Origin of the sequence: Dasania marina DSM 21967, from assembly GCF_000373485.1 — a bacterium.
GTDB lineage: Bacteria > Pseudomonadota > Gammaproteobacteria > Pseudomonadales > Dasaniaceae > Dasania > Dasania marina.
Window position 1 is genome coordinate 92,317 of the sequence record NZ_KB891586.1, and the last position, 21,625, is coordinate 113,941.

The 21,625-nt window shown below is 48.6% G+C and carries 23 protein-coding genes and 1 pseudogene; 18 read left to right on the plus strand and 6 right to left on the minus strand.

The window, feature by feature from the left end:
- Nucleotides 1-153: 153 nt before the first annotated feature.
- The 8 genes from B067_RS0113170 to B067_RS0113205 all read left to right on the plus strand — a co-directional run bounded on the left by B067_RS0113170 (nt 154) and on the right by B067_RS0113205 (nt 4,635).
- Complete coding sequence (locus B067_RS0113170; protein WP_019530550.1) at nt 154-498, plus strand: cupin domain-containing protein; 345 nt, start codon at nt 154-156, stop codon at nt 496-498.
- A 191-nt stretch (nt 499-689) separates the two neighbouring features.
- Complete coding sequence (locus B067_RS0113175) at nt 690-1,247, plus strand: hypothetical protein (protein ID WP_019530551.1); 558 nt, start codon at nt 690-692, stop codon at nt 1,245-1,247.
- Nucleotides 1,248-1,417: 170 nt separating this feature from the next.
- Nucleotides 1,418-1,702: a hypothetical protein gene (locus tag B067_RS0113180; protein ID WP_019530552.1), complete on the plus strand. Its 285-nt coding sequence runs from the start codon at nt 1,418-1,420 to the stop codon at nt 1,700-1,702.
- A 24-nt stretch (nt 1,703-1,726) separates the two neighbouring features.
- The gene (locus B067_RS0113185) at nt 1,727-2,761 is read left to right on the plus strand and encodes a nucleoid-associated protein (RefSeq protein ID WP_019530553.1); all 1,035 of its coding nucleotides are present in this window, start codon (nt 1,727-1,729) and stop codon (nt 2,759-2,761) included.
- A gap of 5 nt (nt 2,762-2,766) precedes the next feature.
- Nucleotides 2,767-2,979: a DUF3820 family protein gene (locus B067_RS0113190; protein WP_019530554.1), complete on the plus strand. Its 213-nt coding sequence runs from the start codon at nt 2,767-2,769 to the stop codon at nt 2,977-2,979.
- A 441-nt stretch (nt 2,980-3,420) separates the two neighbouring features.
- Entirely contained in the window at nt 3,421-3,654 is a 234-nt protein-coding gene (locus B067_RS0113195) for a hypothetical protein (RefSeq protein WP_156820842.1), read from the plus strand.
- Between the two features lie 132 nt (nt 3,655-3,786).
- On the plus strand, nt 3,787-4,329 hold the full coding sequence (locus B067_RS0113200) for a YaeQ family protein (RefSeq protein WP_019530556.1): 543 nt from the start codon (nt 3,787-3,789) through the stop codon (nt 4,327-4,329).
- Between the two features lie 9 nt (nt 4,330-4,338).
- Nucleotides 4,339-4,635 (plus strand): DUF6122 family protein, encoded by a 297-nt coding sequence (locus B067_RS0113205; RefSeq protein WP_019530557.1) that lies wholly within the window; start codon nt 4,339-4,341, stop codon nt 4,633-4,635.
- 134 nt (nt 4,636-4,769) lie between these two features.
- Here B067_RS0113205 and B067_RS0113210 read toward each other — a convergent pair whose 3' ends face one another.
- The 3 genes from B067_RS0113210 to apbC all read right to left on the minus strand — a co-directional run bounded on the left by B067_RS0113210 (nt 4,770) and on the right by apbC (nt 7,042).
- Nucleotides 4,770-5,054: a hypothetical protein gene (locus B067_RS0113210; RefSeq protein ID WP_019530558.1), complete on the minus strand. Its 285-nt coding sequence runs from the start codon at nt 5,052-5,054 to the stop codon at nt 4,770-4,772.
- 282 nt (nt 5,055-5,336) lie between these two features.
- Nucleotides 5,337-5,906 carry a dCTP deaminase gene (gene dcd / locus B067_RS0113215; RefSeq protein ID WP_019530559.1) on the minus strand — a complete coding sequence of 190 codons (570 nt, stop codon included), beginning with the start codon at nt 5,904-5,906 and terminating at the stop codon, nt 5,337-5,339.
- 38 nt (nt 5,907-5,944) lie between these two features.
- Entirely contained in the window at nt 5,945-7,042 is a 1,098-nt protein-coding gene (apbC, locus tag B067_RS0113220; protein ID WP_019530560.1) for an iron-sulfur cluster carrier protein ApbC, read from the minus strand.
- 225 nt (nt 7,043-7,267) lie between these two features.
- Between apbC and metG the strand changes: the two genes are divergently transcribed.
- The 8 genes from metG (at nt 7,268) to B067_RS0113270 (ending at nt 18,014) form a co-directional block, all read left to right on the plus strand.
- Nucleotides 7,268-9,358 (plus strand): methionine--tRNA ligase, encoded by a 2,091-nt coding sequence (metG, locus tag B067_RS0113225; protein WP_019530561.1) that lies wholly within the window; start codon nt 7,268-7,270, stop codon nt 9,356-9,358.
- A 1,286-nt stretch (nt 9,359-10,644) separates the two neighbouring features.
- Complete coding sequence (gene rsxA, locus B067_RS0113230) at nt 10,645-11,223, plus strand: electron transport complex subunit RsxA (protein WP_019530562.1); 579 nt, start codon at nt 10,645-10,647, stop codon at nt 11,221-11,223.
- The gene (gene rsxB / locus B067_RS0113235) at nt 11,223-11,843 is read left to right on the plus strand and encodes an electron transport complex subunit RsxB (RefSeq protein ID WP_019530563.1); all 621 of its coding nucleotides are present in this window, start codon (nt 11,223-11,225) and stop codon (nt 11,841-11,843) included. Before rsxA ends, rsxB begins: the two co-directional genes overlap by 1 nt.
- Nucleotides 11,840-13,531 carry an electron transport complex subunit RsxC gene (gene rsxC / locus B067_RS0113240; protein WP_019530564.1) on the plus strand — a complete coding sequence of 564 codons (1,692 nt, stop codon included), beginning with the start codon at nt 11,840-11,842 and terminating at the stop codon, nt 13,529-13,531. The genes rsxB and rsxC overlap by 4 nt, the downstream gene beginning before the upstream one ends.
- Entirely contained in the window at nt 13,532-14,581 is a 1,050-nt protein-coding gene (gene rsxD / locus B067_RS0113245; protein WP_019530565.1) for an electron transport complex subunit RsxD, read from the plus strand. It begins immediately after the preceding gene.
- Nucleotides 14,581-15,228, plus strand: coding sequence for an electron transport complex subunit RsxG (gene rsxG, locus B067_RS0113250; protein ID WP_019530566.1), 648 nt, complete (start codon nt 14,581-14,583; stop codon nt 15,226-15,228). Before rsxD ends, rsxG begins: the two co-directional genes overlap by 1 nt.
- Nucleotides 15,228-16,001 (plus strand): electron transport complex subunit E, encoded by a 774-nt coding sequence (locus B067_RS0113255; protein ID WP_019530567.1) that lies wholly within the window; start codon nt 15,228-15,230, stop codon nt 15,999-16,001. Before rsxG ends, B067_RS0113255 begins: the two co-directional genes overlap by 1 nt.
- A gap of 534 nt (nt 16,002-16,535) precedes the next feature.
- The gene (locus B067_RS0113270; protein ID WP_019530569.1) at nt 16,536-18,014 is read left to right on the plus strand and encodes a carbon starvation CstA family protein; all 1,479 of its coding nucleotides are present in this window, start codon (nt 16,536-16,538) and stop codon (nt 18,012-18,014) included.
- Nucleotides 18,015-18,119: 105 nt separating this feature from the next.
- Here the strand turns inward: B067_RS0113270 and B067_RS20470 are convergent, their stop codons facing one another.
- Complete coding sequence (locus tag B067_RS20470; protein ID WP_019530570.1) at nt 18,120-18,542, minus strand: hypothetical protein; 423 nt, start codon at nt 18,540-18,542, stop codon at nt 18,120-18,122.
- Nucleotides 18,543-18,670: 128 nt separating this feature from the next.
- Here B067_RS20470 and B067_RS0113280 point away from each other — a divergent pair, with 128 nt between their 5' ends.
- Both B067_RS0113280 and B067_RS0113285 read left to right on the plus strand, forming a co-directional pair.
- On the plus strand, nt 18,671-19,186 hold the full coding sequence (locus B067_RS0113280; RefSeq protein WP_019530571.1) for an NUDIX domain-containing protein: 516 nt from the start codon (nt 18,671-18,673) through the stop codon (nt 19,184-19,186).
- Between the two features lie 159 nt (nt 19,187-19,345).
- Nucleotides 19,346-19,555, plus strand: coding sequence for a hypothetical protein (locus B067_RS0113285; RefSeq protein WP_019530572.1), 210 nt, complete (start codon nt 19,346-19,348; stop codon nt 19,553-19,555).
- A 124-nt stretch (nt 19,556-19,679) separates the two neighbouring features.
- Here B067_RS0113285 and B067_RS0113290 read toward each other — a convergent pair whose 3' ends face one another.
- Together B067_RS0113290 and B067_RS22360 are read right to left on the minus strand one after the other, a co-directional pair.
- The gene (locus tag B067_RS0113290) at nt 19,680-20,900 is read right to left on the minus strand and encodes an MFS transporter (RefSeq protein ID WP_026244647.1); all 1,221 of its coding nucleotides are present in this window, start codon (nt 20,898-20,900) and stop codon (nt 19,680-19,682) included.
- Between the two features lie 531 nt (nt 20,901-21,431).
- A pseudogene (locus B067_RS22360) lies at nt 21,432-21,622 on the minus strand (hypothetical protein); the annotation flags it as partial.
- Nucleotides 21,623-21,625: the final 3 nt, after the last annotated feature.

The following is a 21,625-nucleotide window of genomic DNA, read 5'->3' on the forward strand; positions in this document are numbered from 1 at the left end:
ATCAAGATTATTGGCCGATACCTTATAAGCGCTGTCTAGGCGTTGTCTCTGTGTTCAAACTGTTATTTTCCGCTAAGCCGCTACCTACCCTGCCATAATTACTCTAGACTTTTAGCTCTTTTAAAACAGTACTGAAACAGCCTTGGAGCTTTTATGTCGTCCCTACCCTTACAGCAGCAACCATTAGCCCTTACCGATTTAGAAGCCTGCCCCTCATTTGGCGAGCCCATAGGTGAGCTACCCAAGCAAACCTATAGCGGCTTTTATGAAAAAGACGGCATATCCATGGGCACTTGGGAGTGCGAGCCAGGCAAACTTAAACTCAACCTAGAAGTCACCGAGTTTTGCCATATTCTTAAGGGCCACTGGATACTCACCGCCGACAGCGGCGAAGTCACCGAAGTGAAAGCGGGCGATAGCTTTGCCTTTAACAAAGGCTGGCAGGGCACTAGCGAGGTAGTAGAAACCGTACGTAAGGTTTTCACCATCATTGAATAACTAATAGCCATTTGCTTATGCCTCAGGCCTTTGAGGTATAAGTATTCAGTTTTAATAGCGTAAGCCTCTTATTAATACGCCCTCCCTCTAAGTACCCTCTTCATTATCCCTATTTAGTCCTAGAACTAGGGATCTTAGCTGCCCTCAGATGGCTATAATTTATACAAACCACAGCCCATGAGGGACTAATAATGAAAAGGCATTTTTATATTACCGACAACCTAGACGACCTAGAGCAGGTCGAGCAGGAGCTGGAAAGCAGCGGTGTCGACACACCGCAAATTCATATTCTTAGCGAACATGATGCCGAGGTAAAAAACCATCACCTGCACGAAGTTGAAGCGGTACTCAAAAAAGATGTGGTTCACTCCATGGAGATAGGTGCCGTCACTGGCGTTATTGCTGCCATTGTTGTTTTAGTGGTGGCCTATATGGCAGGCTGGACCGAATCTGCCGCTGGCTGGACACCCTTTATCTTCCTGGCCGTTGTGCTGCTAGGCTTTTGCACCTGGGAAGGCGGCCTGTTTGGTATACAAGAACCCCACTACCAATTCAAACGCTTTCAAGAGGCTCTGCACGAAGGTAAGCACGTGCTGTTTGTGGATGTAGATACCAAGCAAGAAAATACCCTATGCCAGGTCGTCAGCCGCCATCCTCAATTACAAATAGCCGGCATAGGCGAAGCCACCCCCGAATTGGTGGTAGAGGCGCAAAAAAAATGGCGCAGCTTTATGAAAGCTATGCCCTAGGCCGCCAGCTTAACCACCTTTTAGCTATGCCCCATACTAGGCCCTAGCTTTAGCCCTTAACCACAGCCTCGCTGTGGTTTTTTATGGCCGCAAAACACAGTCGCGGTTCACCCTGCAATCCGTTAGAATCCCCCCCTGTATTCATTTAGCTTTAGGCACAGGCCCCGTTTATGTACGTATTTTCTGTTAACGCCACCACTCCCCAGCCCTTTGATGATTTTAAAGCCGGTGATGTCGTTCCTTTTATGGTGTATCTCAACTTTAAAGACCTCAGTGGTGCCGAGCTGCTGTGCAAATTTTATGTGGAGCAAGCGGGCTTTGAGAAAGTAGCTATCGATAAGCGCAAAATGATCGCTGAACAATTTTTAAGCGACCCCAAACTCATCGCTGCTGACCCCAATATGAAAGACGCCATGGAAACTGGCTACGCCATTCAAGTTTTTAGCGCCCATTAATTTAACTGGTAACACGACCCTCTTATGCCTTTAAACCATTGCATACTGCACAAACTCGAACGCAGCACCCCCGGCGGCGATATCAGCAGCCAGCTTAGTAGCGAAGAAACTAATAGCAGCGGCCCTATTTTCTCACTGTTTGAACAACTCAAGCACAGCTTTCAACGCTCAGCGCAAAAACAATTTGGCCACTTTGATAGCAGCCTAGAAGAAAACCCGCTGCCGCAATGGATAAAGCAACAACAGCAAGAGTCCATTAGCTTTATCAGCCTTAGCCAAAACCTAGTAAGCGACTTAAGCGATAAGCTAGACAGCAGCGAAGATGCTTTTAGCGCTCATATTTTAGTGGCCTTAGAAACAGTGATGGAGCAACAATTACTCTATGTATTCTGGCTGGAACACAGCGAAGCCTTGTACATAGACTCCAATCTAGAAGTCAGTACCAGCAGCTTTATCAACAGCAAAAAAATGCACTACGCCATTAAGTGTCAGCTCAGCGAATGGCTGCAAGAAGACAGTCAAAAATACCTGTCTATGATTACCAGCCGCGGTAACAAAGTACTTACCGATGCATTCACTAAAAGCATAGGCTTTGCGGTAGGGGTAGATGTAAAAAGCGAAACCAAAGAATTTTTAAACATAGTCAGTGAATTCGCCGCCGCGCTACCCGAAGAACAAGCCAAAGACTATAAAGAAAAAATTATAGATTACTGTGTAGAGCGCGATAGCGTAGGCGAGCCGGTAGTCATTAAAGAACTGTCCAGCCAGCTCAATGAAGCGGCGCCGCTGGAGTTTTCCAGCTTTGTTAGCGACAAACAAGAAACGCCTCTAGCCGCCATACACACCGACCGCAGCAGCCTAAAACGTTTTATACGCTTTTTTGGCCGCGATAAAGATATGAGTATTAGCTTTTCATCGGGGCGTTTTGGCAGTGACATTACCTTTGACGAAATGTCAGGCCGGCTTACCCTCAATGAAATTCCCAAATCCCTGCGCCAGCAATTAAACAAACACAACAAGCCACAGGCCGCAGCCAGTGAGCAACAAGAAGACGAATAAGCAGTATGTTTGAGAAACAGGACTTAGTCAGCATAGCCACTATGGCTATGCCCTTTGGTAAATACCAGGGCAGACCCTTAATTGATTTGCCCGAAGACTACCTACTGTGGTTTGCCAAAAAAGGTTGGCCCGAGGGCAAGCTGGGCGGGCTGCTGCAACTCACCTTGGAAATTAAAATCAATGGTTTGGAAAGCGTAATAGATCCGCTCAAAAAATAACGGCCTATGCCGACATCTCCCCCTCCTCACTACCCTAGCTCTATGCACTCTCCTTTTAGTAACAGCCCTTGCTGAACAGTTTTTACTAATAGCGACCCAGCTATTTTGCCAAAGCTAGATTTAGGCCAAAGCACAACTTTTTCGACATGAAACAGCAGCGACCAACTCCTAAGCCAGCTCCCGGCCGGAGATATAGGCGCGTTTAATAGCCGGCTACAATCGCAGGCAACACTTTAATAATTATGACCTATAAAACCACGCCTACCCCGCACAAATCAGCATCCCTAGAGTATAAAATAAACACAAAAAATAACTTGCATTAACTGTATAGATAACTATGCTGTATACACATACAGTATGTATACAAACACAGACCCTATAACAACCGACCACCTAAATAAGATAACGGTGCCTAGCACCACCAAGCAACTGGAGACTACCATGAACAAATCTGTATTCACCCCCGTTAACTACCGCCAGTTCCGCCAGTTTTTAAGCACTATCGATGGCAACAAAATTAAAGGTAAAGGTTACGAAACCTCCATCTACGATAACCGCCGCACCATACAGGCCATAGTACATGCCGCCGCCATAGACGAAAATGGTCGCTGCTACCCCGCCGAATACTTTATCCGCAACCAAGGCCACGGCGGTTCGGTAATGATGGCGGCCTAAGCCCTATTTACAGACATACACAGCTTTACTCCAGGCACTGTTTTAGCAAGGACGCTTCTTTTTTACAGGTCAGCCTGCGGTATTTACGGTACACTGCGCCGCTTTCTCTCAGCATATAGACTGCAGTGACCCATGGCCCAAAAAGCAACCATATTCAAAGCTCAGCTTAATATTGCCGACATGGACAGGCATTATTACCACGAGCACAACCTCACCATCGCCCGTCACCCTTCTGAAACTGACGAGCGCATGATGGTTAGGCTGGCAGCCTTTGCCCTTAACGCCGATGAGCAGCTGCAACTCACCAAGGGCCTTAGCAATGATGATGAGCCCGACCTATGGCAAAAAAGCCTCTCCGATGAAATTGTGCATTGGATAGATTTAGGCATGCCCGACGAAAAACGTATACGTAAAGCTTGCGGCCGCGCGCAAAGGGTCACTATCGTCTGCTATGGTGGTAACCCTGCCGAACACTGGTATGAAAAAAATGCCAACGCCCTACAACGCTGTCAGAACTTAACCATCATCAATATAGCCAGCGAAGAAAGCCAAGCCTTAACTGAACTCACCCAGCGCACCATGCACCTACAGTGCAATATTCAGGATGAGCAACTGTGGTGTAGCAGCGAGCAAGGCAGCGTTACCCTCACCCCCCAATACTGGCTACGCCGTTAACTCGCTGCCATGGCTTACCTGCATTTAATTTTACATATAGTCGTGCCGCTGGCTGTAGCGATCATCGCCTTCAGGGCGCAGTGGCAGCGCGCTTTTTGCATTATGCTAGCCACCATGCTGATCGATGCCGACCATCTATTGGCCACACCCCTATACGATCCCCAGCGTTGTAGCATAGGCTTTCACCCCCTACACCAATACTGGGCCATAGCTGTTTATGTCACGGCCTGTTTTTACAAGCCCAGCCGCTTAATCGGTTTAGGGTTGGTCATACACATGCTGCTAGATGGCATAGACTGCCTCTAAGCCCCCGCTCTAATGCCAAACCCTAGACACAAAAAAAGCCTTAATACCGAGTATTAAGGCTAATAGGGATGATGGACCTGGTTACTGCTCTTTCACTACGACAACGCTTACATCTACTACTTTAAATCGGTTTGCTAGCCCACGCTGCGCAGCTGGCTACTATTATGACTGTGTACCTCGCCACCATAACTAATTAGCCGCTGGGATTTCATTAGCGCCAAGGTGGCGGGATCTACGGAATCTAAAAAGGCATCAAACTGGCGGCTAATGCCGGGGTCGCGGGTTTGGTCACAGTAACGAATCAAGGCGCGCATATCGTTTTCATCGCTTAGGCGACACTTCTCACCGGTTTTACCCGTTACCACCAAACCCAAACGGTATAGATGAAAAATGCTGGACTGTGTAAAAATTATGCTCATGAGAGTATCCTACTGTCGGAGGTGCCCCTAAGCTAAAAGGGGCTAAGTGCTGTCAGTAAAGCCCTTGGCCGCTCACTTGTCATGGCCGAACCGCGATATTAACCACTCCATACCCAGGAATGAGAGCAGCGTCACATCACTATAGTGACAGCGCCGTCCTAACAACTTTTATCAGTTTGATTTTTTCAAAAAAGCATAAAAAAAGCACAGCTTGCGCTGTGCTTTTTCAATGACGTAATGCTACTTAAGCCTATAGGTATTAGCCGTAAAAGGCTTAAGCGCTTAGGTTTTTGGCAGCGTAACGCCAGTTTGGCCTTGGTATTTACCGCCTTTATCTTTGTAGCTTACATCGCACACTTCATCTGACTCAAAAAACAACATTTGCGCAATACCTTCGTTAGCATAGATTTTTGCCGGCAAAGTAGTGGTATTCGAAAACTCTAAGGTAACATGGCCTTCCCACTCTGGCTCTAACGGTGTGACGTTAACAATAATGCCACAGCGAGCATAAGTGGATTTACCCAGGCACACCGTCAACACGCTGCGCGGTATACGAAAATACTCGACTGTGCGTGCTAAGGCGAAAGAGTTGGGGGGGATAATACACTCGTCCCCCACCATATCCACAAAGCTGTTTTCATCAAAGTTTTTAGGATCTACCGTGGCAGAGTGCACATTGGTAAACACTTTAAACTCATTAGAGCAGCGCACATCATAGCCATAGCTGGAAGTACCATAAGAGATTAAACGATCGCCATTTTCACCATAACGTACCTGGCCCGCCTCAAAAGGCTCTATCATGCCATGTTGCTCTGACATACGGCGTATCCAATGATCTGATTTAATACTCATGCGGTTTCCTATCTCTGTGTCTCTAACTCATTAAACAATTAATCGTTGCTTATCACTATCTCTGGCATCGCGGAGCTGGCCAGTGAGTGGCGCAGTGCCAACTGGGCGGCCATATTACGCGCAATGTCGCCATAAAGAGAAGCAATTTCCCCCTCAGGCTCAGCAATCACCGTAGGCCTGCCGGCATCGGTTTGCTGACGAATAGTAAGCGATAACGGCAGCGCACCCAATAGTGGCACCCCATATTGCTGGGCTATGCGCTGGCCACCGCCCTCACCAAAAATATGCTCTTGATGGCCGCAGGCGCTGCAAATATGGGTGGCCATATTCTCCACTACCCCCAATACCGGCACATTCACTTTCTTGAACATCTCTATACCTTTTTTAGCATCCAACAGCGCGATATCCTGCGGCGTGGTGACGATTACCGAGCCCGCTACCGGCACCCGCTGCGATAAGGTCAGCTGTATATCACCAGTGCCCGGTGGCATATCAATAATCAAATAATCCAAATCCTGCCAATGGGTTTGACGCAACAGCTGCTCTAAAGCACCACTGGCCATGGGGCCGCGCCATACCATGGGGGTTTGCTCAGTCACCAAGTAAGCCATAGACATACTCTGCAAACCTAGCGCGCACACTGGCTGCATACCCTTTTCACCATGGGGCTCGGGCCTAGTACCTTCGGCAACACCTAGCATCAGCGCCTGACTGGGGCCGTAGATATCGGCATCTAACAAGCCCACCTTGGCACCATCGCGCACTAAGGCTAGGGCAATATTAACCGCCGTGGTGGACTTACCCACCCCGCCCTTACCTGAAGCCACCGCAATAATATTTTTTACCCCCGCCAAAGCCTGTTGATTTGCGGGGGTGGGGTTGGTGGTAATCTGGCTAGTAATCGCTACCGTGACACTGAGACCGGGTAGTGCTTGCTCTATATGTTGCGCTATTGCCGCCTCGCGCTGCGCCTGCACACTGTGCATGGGGTAAGGTAGCTCTAGCGATAAATTCAGCGTGTCACCACTAAACGTCATCGCCTTAATGGCTTGCACATCCAACAAACTGCGTTGTAAATGTGGCTCCACATAGCTTAATAAACATTCTTCAACGTGCTGCTGGCTGTACTGACTCATGTTAAAACCCACTGCTGGTAAACGATAAACGGGGGCCAGTATACGCGGGCTTTGGCCCTAGGTAAAAAAGCCTGTTAAATAAAGCTGTTAGCGAAAATTTGCACATGAAATATCCGCTCAAAACCGCTATAGTAGCGGGCTTTAAACGACTATCTCACAAGCAGCGTGCGCGCAGCACCCATTCAACATCTATTCAAGCACCCCAGGTAAGGTAAGCAAACCACTATGTCAGAGCAGCAGCACACGGCCCGCAAAATCCTCGTCACCAGCGCCCTACCCTACGCCAACGGTTCATTGCATTTAGGGCACTTGCTAGAGACCATACAAACTGACATCTGGGTACGTTTTCAAAAGCAACGCGGCCACCAGTGCACCTATGTTTGCGCCGACGACGCCCACGGCACCGCCATTATGCTCACCGCCGAAAAGAACGGCCTCAGCCCCGAGCAGCAAATTGCCAATGTGAAAGCCGAGCACGAAAAAGATTTTGACGGTTTTTTGATAGACTTTGATAACTACCACACCACCCACAGCGAAGAAAACAAAATCCTGTCGGAAGATTTCTATAAAAAACTACTCGCCAACGGTCATATCGCCAGCCGCGAAATCACTCAGTTATTTGACCCCGAAAAAGAGTTGTTCTTGGCCGACCGTTACATCAAAGGCACCTGCCCCAAATGTAAAACCGACGACCAATACGGCGACAACTGCGAAGCCTGTGGCGCCACCTACAGCCCGGCTGATTTAATCGATCCTAAATCAGCCATCTCAGGTGCTACCCCGGTTGAGAAGCAATCGACCCACTACTTTTTAACCCTAGCCTCCTTTGAAGACATGTTGAAAGAGTGGACCCAAAGTGGCCGCCTACAACCGCAAATCGCCAACAAGCTTAACGAATGGCTAGAACCTGGCCTGCAAGAGTGGGACATCTCCCGCGATGCGCCCTACTTTGGCTTTGAGATTCCCGATGCCCCAGGCAAATACTTTTACGTATGGCTGGACGCTCCCATAGGCTACATGGCCAGTTTCAAAAACTACTGCGATAATGCCGCTATCAATACCAACGGCCTTAGCTTTGAAGAATTCTGGGGCAAAGATTCCGATGCCGAGCTTTACCACTTTATCGGTAAAGACATCATCAACTTCCACGGCTTATTCTGGCCCGCCATGTTGGAATCTGCGGGTTACCGCAAGCCTAGCGCGATTTTTGCCCATGGTTTTCTAACTGTTAACCAACAAAAAATGTCTAAGTCACGCGGCACCTTTATCAAAGCACAAACCTACCTTGAGCACTTAGATGCCGAGTACCTGCGCTACTACTACGCCGCCAAGCTGTCAGCAGCCGTTGACGATATAGACTTAAACCTCACCGACTTTGTGCAACGGGTTAACTCTGATTTGGTCGGCAAGGTCATCAACATCGCCAGCCGCAGCGCCAAGTTTATTACCAAGAAACACGATGGCATTATGGCTGCCGAGTTAGATAACCCCGAGTTATGGCAACAAGGCGTAAGCAAAGGCGAAGAAATCGCCAAGCACTTTGAGCAGCGCGAATACAGCAAAGCCCTACGCGAAATCATGGCGCTGGCCGATGCCACCAACGAATACTTCGACAGCCAAGAGCCATGGGCACTAGCTAAGCAAGAAGGCCAAGAGCAAAAGGTACTGGCCATTAGCTCGCAGTGCGTCAACATGTTCCGCCTCATCATGACCTACTTAAAGCCCATCTTGCCGATAACTGCCGCCAAAGCCGAAGCCTTCTTAAACTGCGAATTGCTGTGGGTGGGCGACATAAAGCCTTTACTCAGTCATCAAATCAACAAGTTCAAACCGATGATGTCACGCATAGAAATCGAAAAAGTCGACGCCATTATAGAGGCCAGCAAATCAGATCAGGCCGACGAAGCCGCTAAAACTGACAAGAAAGCTGAGAAAAAAGCCAAACAACAAAAGCTCTCTAGTCAAAACAAGGCCGAGCCAGAAACACCCAGCGAAATCGAATTTGAAGACTTCGCCAAGGTAGACCTGCGCATCGTCGAGATTATCAATGCGGAGCATGTTGAAGGTGCCGATAAGTTATTGAAATTAACATTGAGCCTGGGTGAAGAGCAAAAACAAGTATTTGCCGGTATCAAGAGCGCCTACGCGCCAGAGGATTTAATAGGCAAGTTGACGGTAATGGTGGCGAACTTGAAACCACGTAAGATGCGTTTTGGCATGTCGGAGGGCATGGTGTTAGCAGCAGGGCCAGGGGGCGAGGATATTTGGTTGCTGGAACCGCATAAAGGGGCACAGGCGGGGATGCGGGTTAAGTAACTCGACTTTTTGAGCACGAACCTTTTTCTCGCTGTTATTTGAGTTAAGGTTTCGCCCTTCTGGGCGAGATACTTTCTTTTGCTTGCTCACAAATTGCATGCAATTTGGACGCCTGTCTTACAAAAGGCGCCCGTAGGGTGAAAAAAGTGCGAAGAGCATTTTTGAATCAAAGAAAGTATCCAAAGAAAACGGCCCCCCTAGTCCATCGCCCGCTACGCGGGTGCCCTGTGCTACTCACAAATTTCGCTTAAGGCGGAATTTGGACGCCAGTTTCATAATGGCGCCCGAAGGGTGAAAATACGCCTTAGCGTATTTGAATCAAAAACTTACGGCCGCTGCGGAACTCGCACAAAAAACGATACTCAATCGTTTTTGCACTCACAAATTTCGCCTAGGGGGAAATTTGGACGCCTGCAGTATAAAAGGCGCCCGCAGGGTGAATAAATGCATAAGCATTTATGAATCTGACAGTCCTCGCTACTACGTGCCGTAGCTTTCCTCCGTTGCTCGGCGATTCCCAAGGGGAGATTGGGTGCTTCGTAGCAGATAATGGAGGTAATGAAGGGCTGGTTACAAGAAGTCATTAGCGGACAATTAAAATGCATACCCTGTCATCCCGGCGGACGCCGGGGTCCAGAAAACAAGAGTGGAGAAAACACTCTACACAGCAACCGATCTTCCCTTAGCAATAGGTCTAAAGGGCGCTTCGTAGCTAAGCTTGCGTATGATATGGTTCCTTTACTCAAAGAAAGAAAGAACCAACAAAGTAATTACCAACTGTCATCCCAACGAACACGAGGATCCAGCCAACACAAAACGGCACAAACAAAACGTCCTACGGAGCACCCGACTTCCCCTTGGGAATCGCCGAGCAACGGAGATTTTTAACGGGGCGAAGTAGTGACGGATGTCTGAGTATTTTTTGATTAAGTATCAAAAAATGCGAGTTCCGGAACGACCGTTAAAAATCGAGTAGCGCAGGGTATCGGCGCAGCCGACGATGGATTAGGGGTGGCCTTTCTTTTGGTTACTTTTCTTTGGCCACGCAAAGAAAAGTCACTCGCCTAGCAAGGCGAAAAAAATGCTTAGCTAAAAAAGATCAACCAGAAACAAACAAGAGCAAAAACATAAATACCGGATCAACTCCTGCATGACAAAAACACAAGCAACACCATAAATGCTGGGTCAGACCCAGCATGACAAACACACCAACACGTCATTCCGGCGAAAGCCGGAATCCAGAAAAAGGAACGCAGATACCGGATCAAGTCCGGTATGACAAAACCATGCTAGCCGACTACGCACTACTACTCATCAGCGCCGTACTAGTTAACAACTTCGTACTGGTACAGTTTTTAGGGCTATGCCCCTTTATGGGCGTGTCCAACAAACTGGAAACTGCCATAGGTATGTCCAGCGCCACCACCTTCGTGCTCACCCTAGCCTCCATCTGCAGCTGGTTAACCTACCAATGGCTGCTAGTGCCACTGGGTTTAGAATACCTGCGCACCATCTCCTTTATTTTAGTAATCGCCGTAGTGGTACAGTTCACCGAAATGGTGGTGCGCAAAACCAGTCCGCTGCTCTACAAAGTGCTGGGGGTATTTTTACCACTCATCACCACCAACTGCGCGGTGCTAGGTGTAGCCTTATTAAACATCAACAAAAGCCACAGCTTTATGGAGTCAGCCTTGTATGGCTTTGGTGCCGCTGCTGGCTTCTCGTTAGTGTTGGTGTTATTTGCCGCCATGCGCGAGCGCTTAGCCGCCGCCGATGTGCCCACGCCGTTTAAAGGTGCCGCCATCGGTATGATTACTGCTGGCTTAATGTCGCTGGCCTTTATGGGCTTTGCTGGGTTGGTGTAATGATAGAGTTAATCAGCCAATACCCACTACTCACCGCCGTGGCCGCCTTGGTTGCCCTAAGCATACCCTTTGGCGCCTTATTAGGCTTTGCCGCTATTCGTTTTAAAACCGAAGGCAACCCTATAATCGATCAAATAGAAGCGCTGCTGCCGCAAACTCAATGTGGCCAGTGCAGCTACCCCGGTTGCCGCCCCTATGCCGAGGCCATAGCCAATGGCGAAGCCATTAACAAATGCCCGCCCGGCGGCGAAACCACCATACACGACTTGGCTAACCTGTTAGATGTAGAGCCGCTACCACTAGATGCCGAGCACGGCGCCGAAGACGTTAAAAAAATCGCCTATGTACGCGAAGACGAGTGCATAGGTTGCACCAAGTGCATACAGGCCTGCCCCGTGGATGCCATTTTGGGTGCTGCTAAACAAATGCACACCGTGATCGCCGATGAATGTACCGGTTGCGACTTATGCGTAGAGCCTTGCCCAGTAGACTGTATAGATATGCTTCCCATACAAACCACCGTGCAAAGCTGGAGCTGGCAATTACCCCCCTCACCGGAAGAGCGGCTTAACCGCGCCAGCATCATCGCCACCGACCGCGAGCCGGAGGCCAGCGTATGAGCCACACGCTATCCAACACCCTATCCAACAACAAACCTAAAACCTACCCCACACCGGGCGGCGTACACCCACCACAAAACAAAAGCCAATCTACCGGCGGCCCCATACAACAGGCCAGCCTACCAACAGAGTTAGTGCTGCCCCTATCGCAACACATTGGCGCACCTGCCAAAGCGATTGTTGCCGTGGGCGATAAAGTATTAAAAGGCCAGTGCATAGCTAAAGCCAACGGTAACATTAGTGCTTATATCCATGCGCCCAGCTCGGGCGATGTTATCGCTATAGAGCCGCGCGCCATCCCCCACGCCTCGGGCATGCAAGATAACTGCATAGTGATAAAAACCGATGGTGAGGATAACTGGTGCGCATTACAGGGCTGCGAGGATTTTAGACTACTAGCGCCCAGCGACTTGATAGCGCAAATACGGCTAGCGGGCATTACCGGCTTAGGCGGTGCGGGCTTTCCCACGGCGGTAAAACTAATTACCTCCGATACCCAAGCCAGCCTTAACAAGGCCATAGACACCCTCATCATCAATGGCACCGAGTGCGAGCCCTACATCACCGCCGACGACGTATTAATGCGCGAGCGTGCCCAGCAAGTCATCAGCGGCATACAAATACTGCAGCATATTATTAAGCCCAGCACGTCCACCTTAATAGGCGTAGAAAACAACAAGCCCGAAGCCATAGCCGCACTAGAAGCTGCCATAGCCGAGGCTGGGTCTGAGCCTGGGGCCAGCAACATCACCGTGGTGAGTTTTGAGGGTAAATACCCCTCCGGTGGCGAGAAACAGTTGATACAAACTTTAACTGGCCGGGAAGTGCCCAGCGGCGGCTTGCCCGCCGACGTAGGCATAGTGTGCCAAAACGTGGGCACCGTTGCCGCCATCCATGACGCTATCGTCTTGGGTAAACCGCTAATCAGCCGCATCACCACCGTCACCGGCCAGGCCTGCGCGCAGCCACAAAACGTTGAGGTTTTAATCGGCAGCCCTATAGCCCATGTGCTGGCACAAGCAGGTTTTGATGCCGATGCCTGCCACCGTTTAGTGATGGGCGGCCCCATGATGGGCTTTACCCTTACCGACACCAGTGTGCCAATAATCAAAGCCACTAACTGCCTGCTGGCCGCCAGCGAGGCCGAGCTACCCACACCGCCACCGGCGCAAGCCTGTATACGTTGCGGCATGTGTGCCGAAGCCTGCCCCGCCTCTTTGTTACCCCAGCAATTGTATTGGTACGCCCGCAGTAAAGAATATGACAAGCTAGAAGAGCTAAACCTGTTCGACTGCATAGAGTGCGGCGCTTGCTCTTATGTATGCCCCAGCACCATTCCGCTGGTGCAATACTACCGCGCTTCCAAAGCTGATATACGCGAGCACAAAGCCGAAATGCACAAAGCCGAGCAATCCAAAGTCCGCTTTGAAGCCAGGCAACAAAGGCTAGAACGTGAGGAGCAAGAGAAAGCCGACAAACGCGCCGCCCGCCAAGCTGCCGCCAAGGCCAAACTTGCCGCCGCCCAAACCGGTGGCGAGCAAGAGCTAGACCCAGTGCAAGCCGCTATCGCCCGCGCCAAAGCTAAAAAAGCTGCCAAGGTCGCCGCAGCAGAGCAAGCAATCGCCACGGCGACGTCAGAAACAGCTGCAACAAACCCCGCAGCAACACCAACAGACGAGGCAAATTAAATGGCGTTATTAAATGTCTCATCACCGCACACTCACCGGCCCTTAAGCACAGCTGATGTGATGCAACTGGTGTTACTGGCCACCCTACCCGGCCTGCTTGCGCTCACCCATTTTTTTGGCTGGGGCACGCTAACTAACTTAGTCATCGCGCTACCTTTAGCTATAGCTTTTGAAGCGCTGGTTTTAAAACTGCGCCAACGCCCGCTAGGTTTTTACCTACAGGATTACAGCGCCGTGGTTACCGCCGTATTGCTGGCCATCGCCCTGCCGCCTTATTCGCCTTATTGGTTAATCGCCATCGGCATCTTTTTCTCCATTGTTATCGCCAAACAACTCTACGGTGGCATGGGCTACAACCCCTTTAACCCCGCCATGGTGGGTTACGTGGTGTTGTTAATTTCCTTTCCGGTTGAGATGACACAATGGGCTGCACCCTTTGGGGCGCTCAGCAACGAGCAACCCAATTTACTCGCGGCCTTACAGCATGCGTTTACCGGCACAGCTATTGATGGCCACACCATGGCCACACCGCTGGATGTATTAAAAAACAACAACAGCGAGCTAGTCGCCGACCTGTTTGCCAACAACACAGGCTTTGGCCGCTGGGCGGGTTTAGGTTGGGAATGGGTAAACCTAGGCTTTTTAGCCGGTGGTTGCTTCCTATTATATAAACGCGTGTTTACCTGGCATGCGCCGGTGGCGATGTTAAGCAGCTTGGCCTTTTGCTCATTGTTTTTTTACGACGGTGGCAGCTCCGCCTCTAAAGGCTCACCGCTGTTTCACTTACTCAGCGGTGCCACCATGTTTGGTGCCTTTTTTATTATTACCGACCCCGTTACCTCGGCGGTGTCTAACCGTGGCCGCCTAGTATATGGCGCCTTAATAGGCCTGTTATTATTTGTGATACGCGCCTGGGGTAACTACCCCGACGCACTGGCCTTTGCGGTATTGTTAATGAACTTTGCCGCGCCCTTTATTGATTACTACACCCAGCCACGCACCTATGGCCACAAAGCAAAACAACCATCATCTAATGAGGAGGGCAACTAATGCTACAAAAATCCATTAGTAAAAACGCTCTATTGTTAGCAGCCTTTGCCCTGGCCACCACCTTTGTCATTGCCGGTACTTACCTCAGTACCCAGCAACAAATTAAAAACAATATACGGCAAGCACAACAAAAAGCCTTGCAAGAAATTGTGCCCGACCATCGCCACAACAACAGCCTGTTAGACCACAGCAAGCCGGTGAACGATGTACCCAAGCTGGGCCTACGTGAGGCCAGTCGCGTGTTTATCGCCACCCTAGATGGCGACAACGTGGCCGCCATTATTCCCGCCACCGCCCGCGATGGTTACACCGGTGATATTAATTTAATCGTAGGGGTAAACGTGGATGGCAGCGTTGCCGGCGTGCGCGTGTTATCGCACCGCGAAACACCGGGATTAGGCGATGCCATAGATTTAAAAAAGAGCGACTGGGTATTAAGCTTTAATGGCAAAAGCTTAGCCAACACCGACTGGCGCGTTAAAAAAGAAGGCGGCGACATAGACCAATTCACCGGCGCGACTATTACTCCACGGGCTGTGACCAACGCCGTCAAAAAAGCACTACAGTATTTTTCCGCCAACCAAGCGGCGCTTTTTGCCCCCGCCGCCAACAGCCTAACCAACACAGCAACCAGCGAGCAACCGTAATGGCCAACGCCGATAGTAATAACGACACCAACAGCCCTGCCAGCGATAATGCAGGCAGCAAGCCCAGCGCCAACTATAAGGAAATATCCTTTAACGGCCTGTGGAAGAACAACCCCGCCATCGTACAGCTGTTAGGTTTATGCCCGCTGCTAGCGGTAACCGGCACAGTAATTAACGGCATAGGCATGGGCTTGGCCACCACCTTCGTGTTAGTCACCTCTAACGTGTGTGTGTCGCTAATCCGCAACATCACCTCTAACGCCATACGCCTGCCCGCCTTTGTGATGATTATCGCCATGGCGGTAACCTGCATAGAGCTATTGATGCAAGCCTACGCCTACGAGCTATTTCAAATACTGGGCATCTTCTTACCGCTAATCACCACCAACTGCGTAATACTAGGCCGCGCCGACGCCTTTGCCAGTAAAAACCCAGTAGCCCCCGCGTTATTAGATGGTTTAATGATGGGGCTAGGCTTTAGTATTATTTTGGTATTGCTGGGTGCCCTGCGCGAAGTGATAGGCACCGGCGCTATTTTTGCCAATATGGATTTACTGTTTGGTGCAGCGGCTAGCGAATGGAAGATTATTTTATTTAATGACTACCGCCAGTTTTTAGTGGCCATATTACCACCCGGCGCGTTTATTTTTACCGGTTTATTGATTGCGGCTAAGAACGTGATAGATACGAATATTAAACGTAGGCAGGCTAGATTGGCTAACCCTATTGCCGCGGGGAGTAAGCGGGCTAGGGTTACTGGGGTTATTTCTTAGTAGCTGTTAGCTGAAGTGGCACTTTGGAGCTGAGCCCGTTTCCACAAGTTTTTTTGTTTGGGCTACTGTATTTTTATAATTAGCCTTTGAGGCTGCCGTTCCGCCTTGCTGGGCGGAAAGGCGGCGCTAGGAATAAAAATTATTATTGTTAAGGGCTCGTAACGATTGTTTTTTATACAGCCCTGTAATGTCATAGTAATCCTAACCACCCTTCCTAGCCATTATTAGCCCTAACCTTAATATCATAAAAAATCCTTTTCAAAAAAATTTCCAAACACCACAAAACGAAAATCATTCAATATAAACAATCTTGGCACTCCCGGTGAATCAAGCATTAGCTGTATTGCTCAACTACACCCGATAATTGGCAATGCTGGCCATTATATTAATGGTTTGTTATTACGCCAAAATGCCTTTAATCTATCGGCGTTTGGCCATTACCATTATTTGATGCTAACTCAGTGCACAATAAGATAGCGCTGCTGTATCTCACCCTGCTCACGTTCACCTATTTCACACTGAGAAAACCTACATATGCTCATCTTTATTATCTGTATTAGCGTGCTGGCCCTTGGTTACAAATTTTACAGCCCTTTCGTTGAAAAGCAGGCTGGGATCGACCCCCTTGCCGAGACTCCGCAAATCCGCTTTGCCGAAGGGGTCGATTATGTGGCCATACACCCAGTTAAAGCCTTCTTGATCCAGTTTTTAAACATTGCCGGGGTGGGGCCAATTTTCGGTCCCATATTAGGTGCCTTATATGGCCCTATCGCACTTGTGTGGATAGTATTAGGGAATGTATTGGGTGGCGCCGTACACGATTATTTTTCTGGGGTGATGAGCATCAAGGAAGACGGTAAAAGCTTACCGGAAATAGCTGGCCACTATTACAACGTGGTGTTTAAAGGTTTTATGCTGATATTTACCGCCATGCTGCTGTTTTTTGTAGGTGTGGTATTTATTATGAGCCCCGCTGGTTTACTGAGTAACCTGTCGTATTTTCAAGATACGTTTTTTGCCAACAATACCTTTTGGGTGTTGGTTATTTTAGCGTACTACTTTTTTGCCACGCTATTACCCATAGATAAAATAATCACTAAATTTTACCCCGTTTTTGGTTTGCTGATGATAGTGATGACCACGCTTATTGCCATATCACTCTTGATTAACGCACCCCACTTGCCGGTAACCGGCGATTTTTTCGCTTATTTTAGCGCTGATCATAGCCACGATATTTTACAAGCCAACCCTGACGGCTTACCCACCTGGCCGTTGCTGTTTATTACGATTACCTGTGGCGCAATAAGTGGCTTTCACTCCACCCAGGCGCCAATTATTACCCGTTGCCTAAGCAATGAAAAATATGTGCGGCCGGTATACTACGGTGCCATGATATGCGAAGGGCTAGTCGCTTGTGTATGGGCCCTTGCAGGGATAGCCGCCTTTCCTGATGGCTATATTGAACTTAAAGCCATGCTAGCCCAAGGTGGGCCTGGTTTAGTGGTTAATCATATCGCCAGCAGCTACTTAGGTGTATTGGGCGGTATTATGGCGATTATTGCCGTGGCGGTATTTCCAATTACCTCAGGGGATACGGCCTTTCGCTCGCTGCGCCTGACCCTAGTCGACGCCTTTAATATTCCACAGAGTGCGCGTAATCGCTTGTTACTGGCATTACCTATTCTTACCATTGCTTACTTTATGACTAAGCTGGATTTCACGGTAATTTGGCGTTATTTCGCTTTTTCTAATATGTTGCTATCGACCAGCGTGTTGTGGCTGGCCACTAAATACTTATTTGACCGAGGTACCTTCCACTGGGTCGCCAGTGTACCCGCGGTGATTACGACCAGCGTAACCCTGTCATATATCTCGACAGCGGCTATAGGATTAAATTTATCTGCCGACTTGGCACAAGCTATTGGTGTTGGCGCGGCGATTATTGGCTTGCTACTGCTGGGGTTATTCCATATCAAACACAAGGGGCAACAACCTACAAACGCATCAATATAGCCCAAGGGAAACAGCTAAGAGGGGAAGCTACGTGGCAACGCTACATTTCACATAAAGGAGTGAAGCAAAAGTAAACCTACCCCTCCTTAGGCTTTAGCCTCGCTCCTAAGCATTATTATGCTTAGCCTGCATATCATCAAAAACCTTTTGCAAGAAGTTCTCAAGCACTAAGCGGTTAACATCACTCAAGGTATAAAGAATCATGGCATTTTCGGTGAGCTTGGCTTTACCTATATTCTTCAACTGCGCCTCATAATCGGTAAACCCGGTCATAACATTAATCATTAAGCTTTGTAGGCTGGGGGTAAATGATATTAGCGGCCAATAACCTTGGCGGCCGGTTTTATAGGTATAGTGATAACGGCCAAAACCAATCACATCACCCGCCCATAGCACGGCTTTTTCACCACTGACTTTTTCCATCATGGCTAGCAGCGTTTTGCTATCATGCTGACGCCTAGTATGGTTAATACTGTTAATCAGTTGCTGGGGGTCGCCATCGGTGGGGATAGTGTCAAAATTAATCATGTATTCTTAACCTGTGCTATTAAGTGCTGTATTGGTGAGCCTTACTAATAACCTAGTATAAACCGTGGCGGCGAAAACTTGGTATCATTAATCCCCCTTATCAAACCCTAGCCACATTATTCATTTTTATGCGTTTATTAAAATCCACGGTTCACCCTGCCATATCGACTATTGATAGTAAGCACATTAGCCGCAAGGCCAGCCGAGCCATAGTGCTAGACGGCCATAACATACTGCTGCTATACACCCAACGCTATCACGACTACAGCCTACCGGGCGGTGGTATAGACGAAGGGGAAGATGCTATTGCCGGTTTAATACGTGAATTAACCGAAGAAACCGGCGCGCAAAACATTAGCAATATTGAGGAATTCGGCCGGTATGAGGAGTTTAGGCCCTGGTATAAAGACGATGCCAACATCATCCATATGCAGTCTTACTGCTATACCTGTGATATTGATGCAGAGTTGCTGGCTCCCAGCTTTGAGGCCCATGAGATTAGCAATGGCATGCAGCCCCTATGGATCAACATCCATGAAGCGATTAGCCATAATGAAACCACTATGGCGACTAGTGACAAAAAAGGCCTATCGATAGAACGAGAGACCTTTTTATTAAAGCAGATTGTGGCTGAGCTGCTGTAGCCAGCAGCTGCTCAACTATCGTATATCTCCTCCCCAATCCCCTACTCTTGCTCGCCTTCTCCACAAAAACAAAAGGGGGGGCTACTTTGCAGCGCTAATGCGCTAAAATAGTACCCGCTATACCTCAGTATTATTTATCACTCAATTAGAAGGTCAACCATGAGCGTGCAAGAAATAGCCCTATCCCACAACCAACGCAAGAAACTGCGCAAAGCTATTACGGATGACAATGTTCTTTTTGAAGATGACAATGGCGACCTAGTGCTCTCTATGGCCGCCTACCTCGCACTTAATGGTGATAGCCCTATAGAAGACCTAATTGGAGATAATGTACTCAACAACGATGATGAGTTTGTTATTTTTAGTTAATATAGCCACCAAGGTAACAACGCCGTTTAATAAAAAAGGGGCCGCAGCCCCTTTATTGGTTTAACAAACTCCTCGCCCGAATCCATTCTTATATAACTCTATCCTTCTTTTTTTCAGAAAACAGCTATGCCGTTTTAACAGCCTCATTATGCGCAAGCTTACGCCTGTGCATATAAATAAATATACCCACATACACCAGTAACGCTAGTAAAGCTGTTAGGCCGCAGACGATAAACACTGCGTTATAACCCAGCCCCGCGCCTATAATTGAGGCGGCGATATTGGGGCCTATAAACTGGCCAAAGCCCTGCACGCTGGGCACTAAGGCTATATAGGTACCGCGCTTATCCATATGCGCTATCATCGCGTATTGAAAAATATCACCAAAGGTCCACATGGCCATAAAGATAAACAAACTCACCGCTATCTTGGTATTGGTAATACCGCCACCTAACATCAGTACCGCCGTAGCCATGAGTACATAGGCGATAAATAAGGGCTTAAACAACCCTAAGCGGCCACACATGGCGGCTAGCACACAACCCACAATGGTAAACAAAGACGACCAGGTTAACACTGGGCCTACCCACTCTTTAGCAACGCCATCGGCATGAGCGGCCAATTCTATATAGGTAAAGTAGCCGCCAATATTGACATAGGTAAGTGCTATCGCAAACAAGCAGGCGAAAGGGATAAATTTAGGCACCTGCCAGTTTTCTACCCCTTCTTCTTCCGCGGCTGCAGCCTCTTGCATGGCCAGCTCGGCTTCACTCTGCGGCCTACTGGGCAGCCAGTGTAAAAATAAAACACACACCACGCTTAAGCTGATAAAAAACCAGTAGATGCCGGACATGCTTAATTTCGGTAAAAAATGTAGCTCTATGGCCGTTGAAAAAGCAAAGGCTAACAATAATAGGTTAAAAGCGCGTACCGGCTTACTTACCCCACCCAAGGTCACAATGGCGGTTGCGGTAAAAATGCCGCTGGCAAAGCCTGCTACCAAGCGCAACCATAACGTTTGTTCGTAATCGACCACTACTATGCACAAGCCGTTAGCCACTATGGATATGAGCAAGCCTACTAAAGTTAAACCTTTGCGATTCACTTTGGCGACTAACACGGAAGTGAGCACGGCACCTAGGGATAAGCCCAACAAGTCGGCCCCAGCTACCCTACCTACCTGTTCTTCGGTAAAACCTAACATGTTAACCCAGGCGGTACTAATAACCGGGATAGCCACCATCACCGCATAACCCACCAAGGCTAAAAATAATGCATAGACTATAGAACGTTTATCATCAAATACATTTGTGGCTGTGTGATCAGCCTGAGCAGTGTTATCCATAGGGGCCTTTATTTTTTCATTAAACCAGTAGCGCACCTTACTCTTCACTAGCTTGTTACACGAGCCCATAGCCCTGCAGTATTATCACAACAGCATTTCCCAGCAGCAACAGTTCTCCATAAGACAAAATATTATCCAGCCCTAGAGTAATAGTAAGAGAGCTATCCTAAAATTTTGCTACTAAACGAAAAACACTATAGCTTAAACATCATCTAGCACTATGGGTACCGGCTCAAGGCCGGCACGACAGACTGAAATTGATGCTCACAACGTATAAAAGCCACTTTCTCACTATCGCACGCCACCATGTCATACCGGCCACCGCGCCGGTATCCAACTATTAAAGCTAACGCACATCTACCGCTAAAATTAAAACACTAATCTTTAATAACTACCTAACACCATGGGTGCAGGCTCAAGGTCGGAACGACAAGATAGAGGTAACACTAAGCATTTATAAAACCCATACCCCGCACCCAATAACAAAAAAGCCCGCCGTGATTGCGGGATTTTTCGTTGTAACCTTAGCGCTTATGTTTCTAAATCAAAGCGATCTAAACGCATAACCTTAACCCAGGCGGCGATAAAATCTTGCACAAACTTTTTCTGGCCATCGTTAGCAGTATACACTTCCGCTACTGCACGTAGCTCTGAGAGCTATCCAAAATTAAATCTACGGGTGTTTCCTGCCATTTTAATTTTCCCCAATGGCGCCTAACACCCTA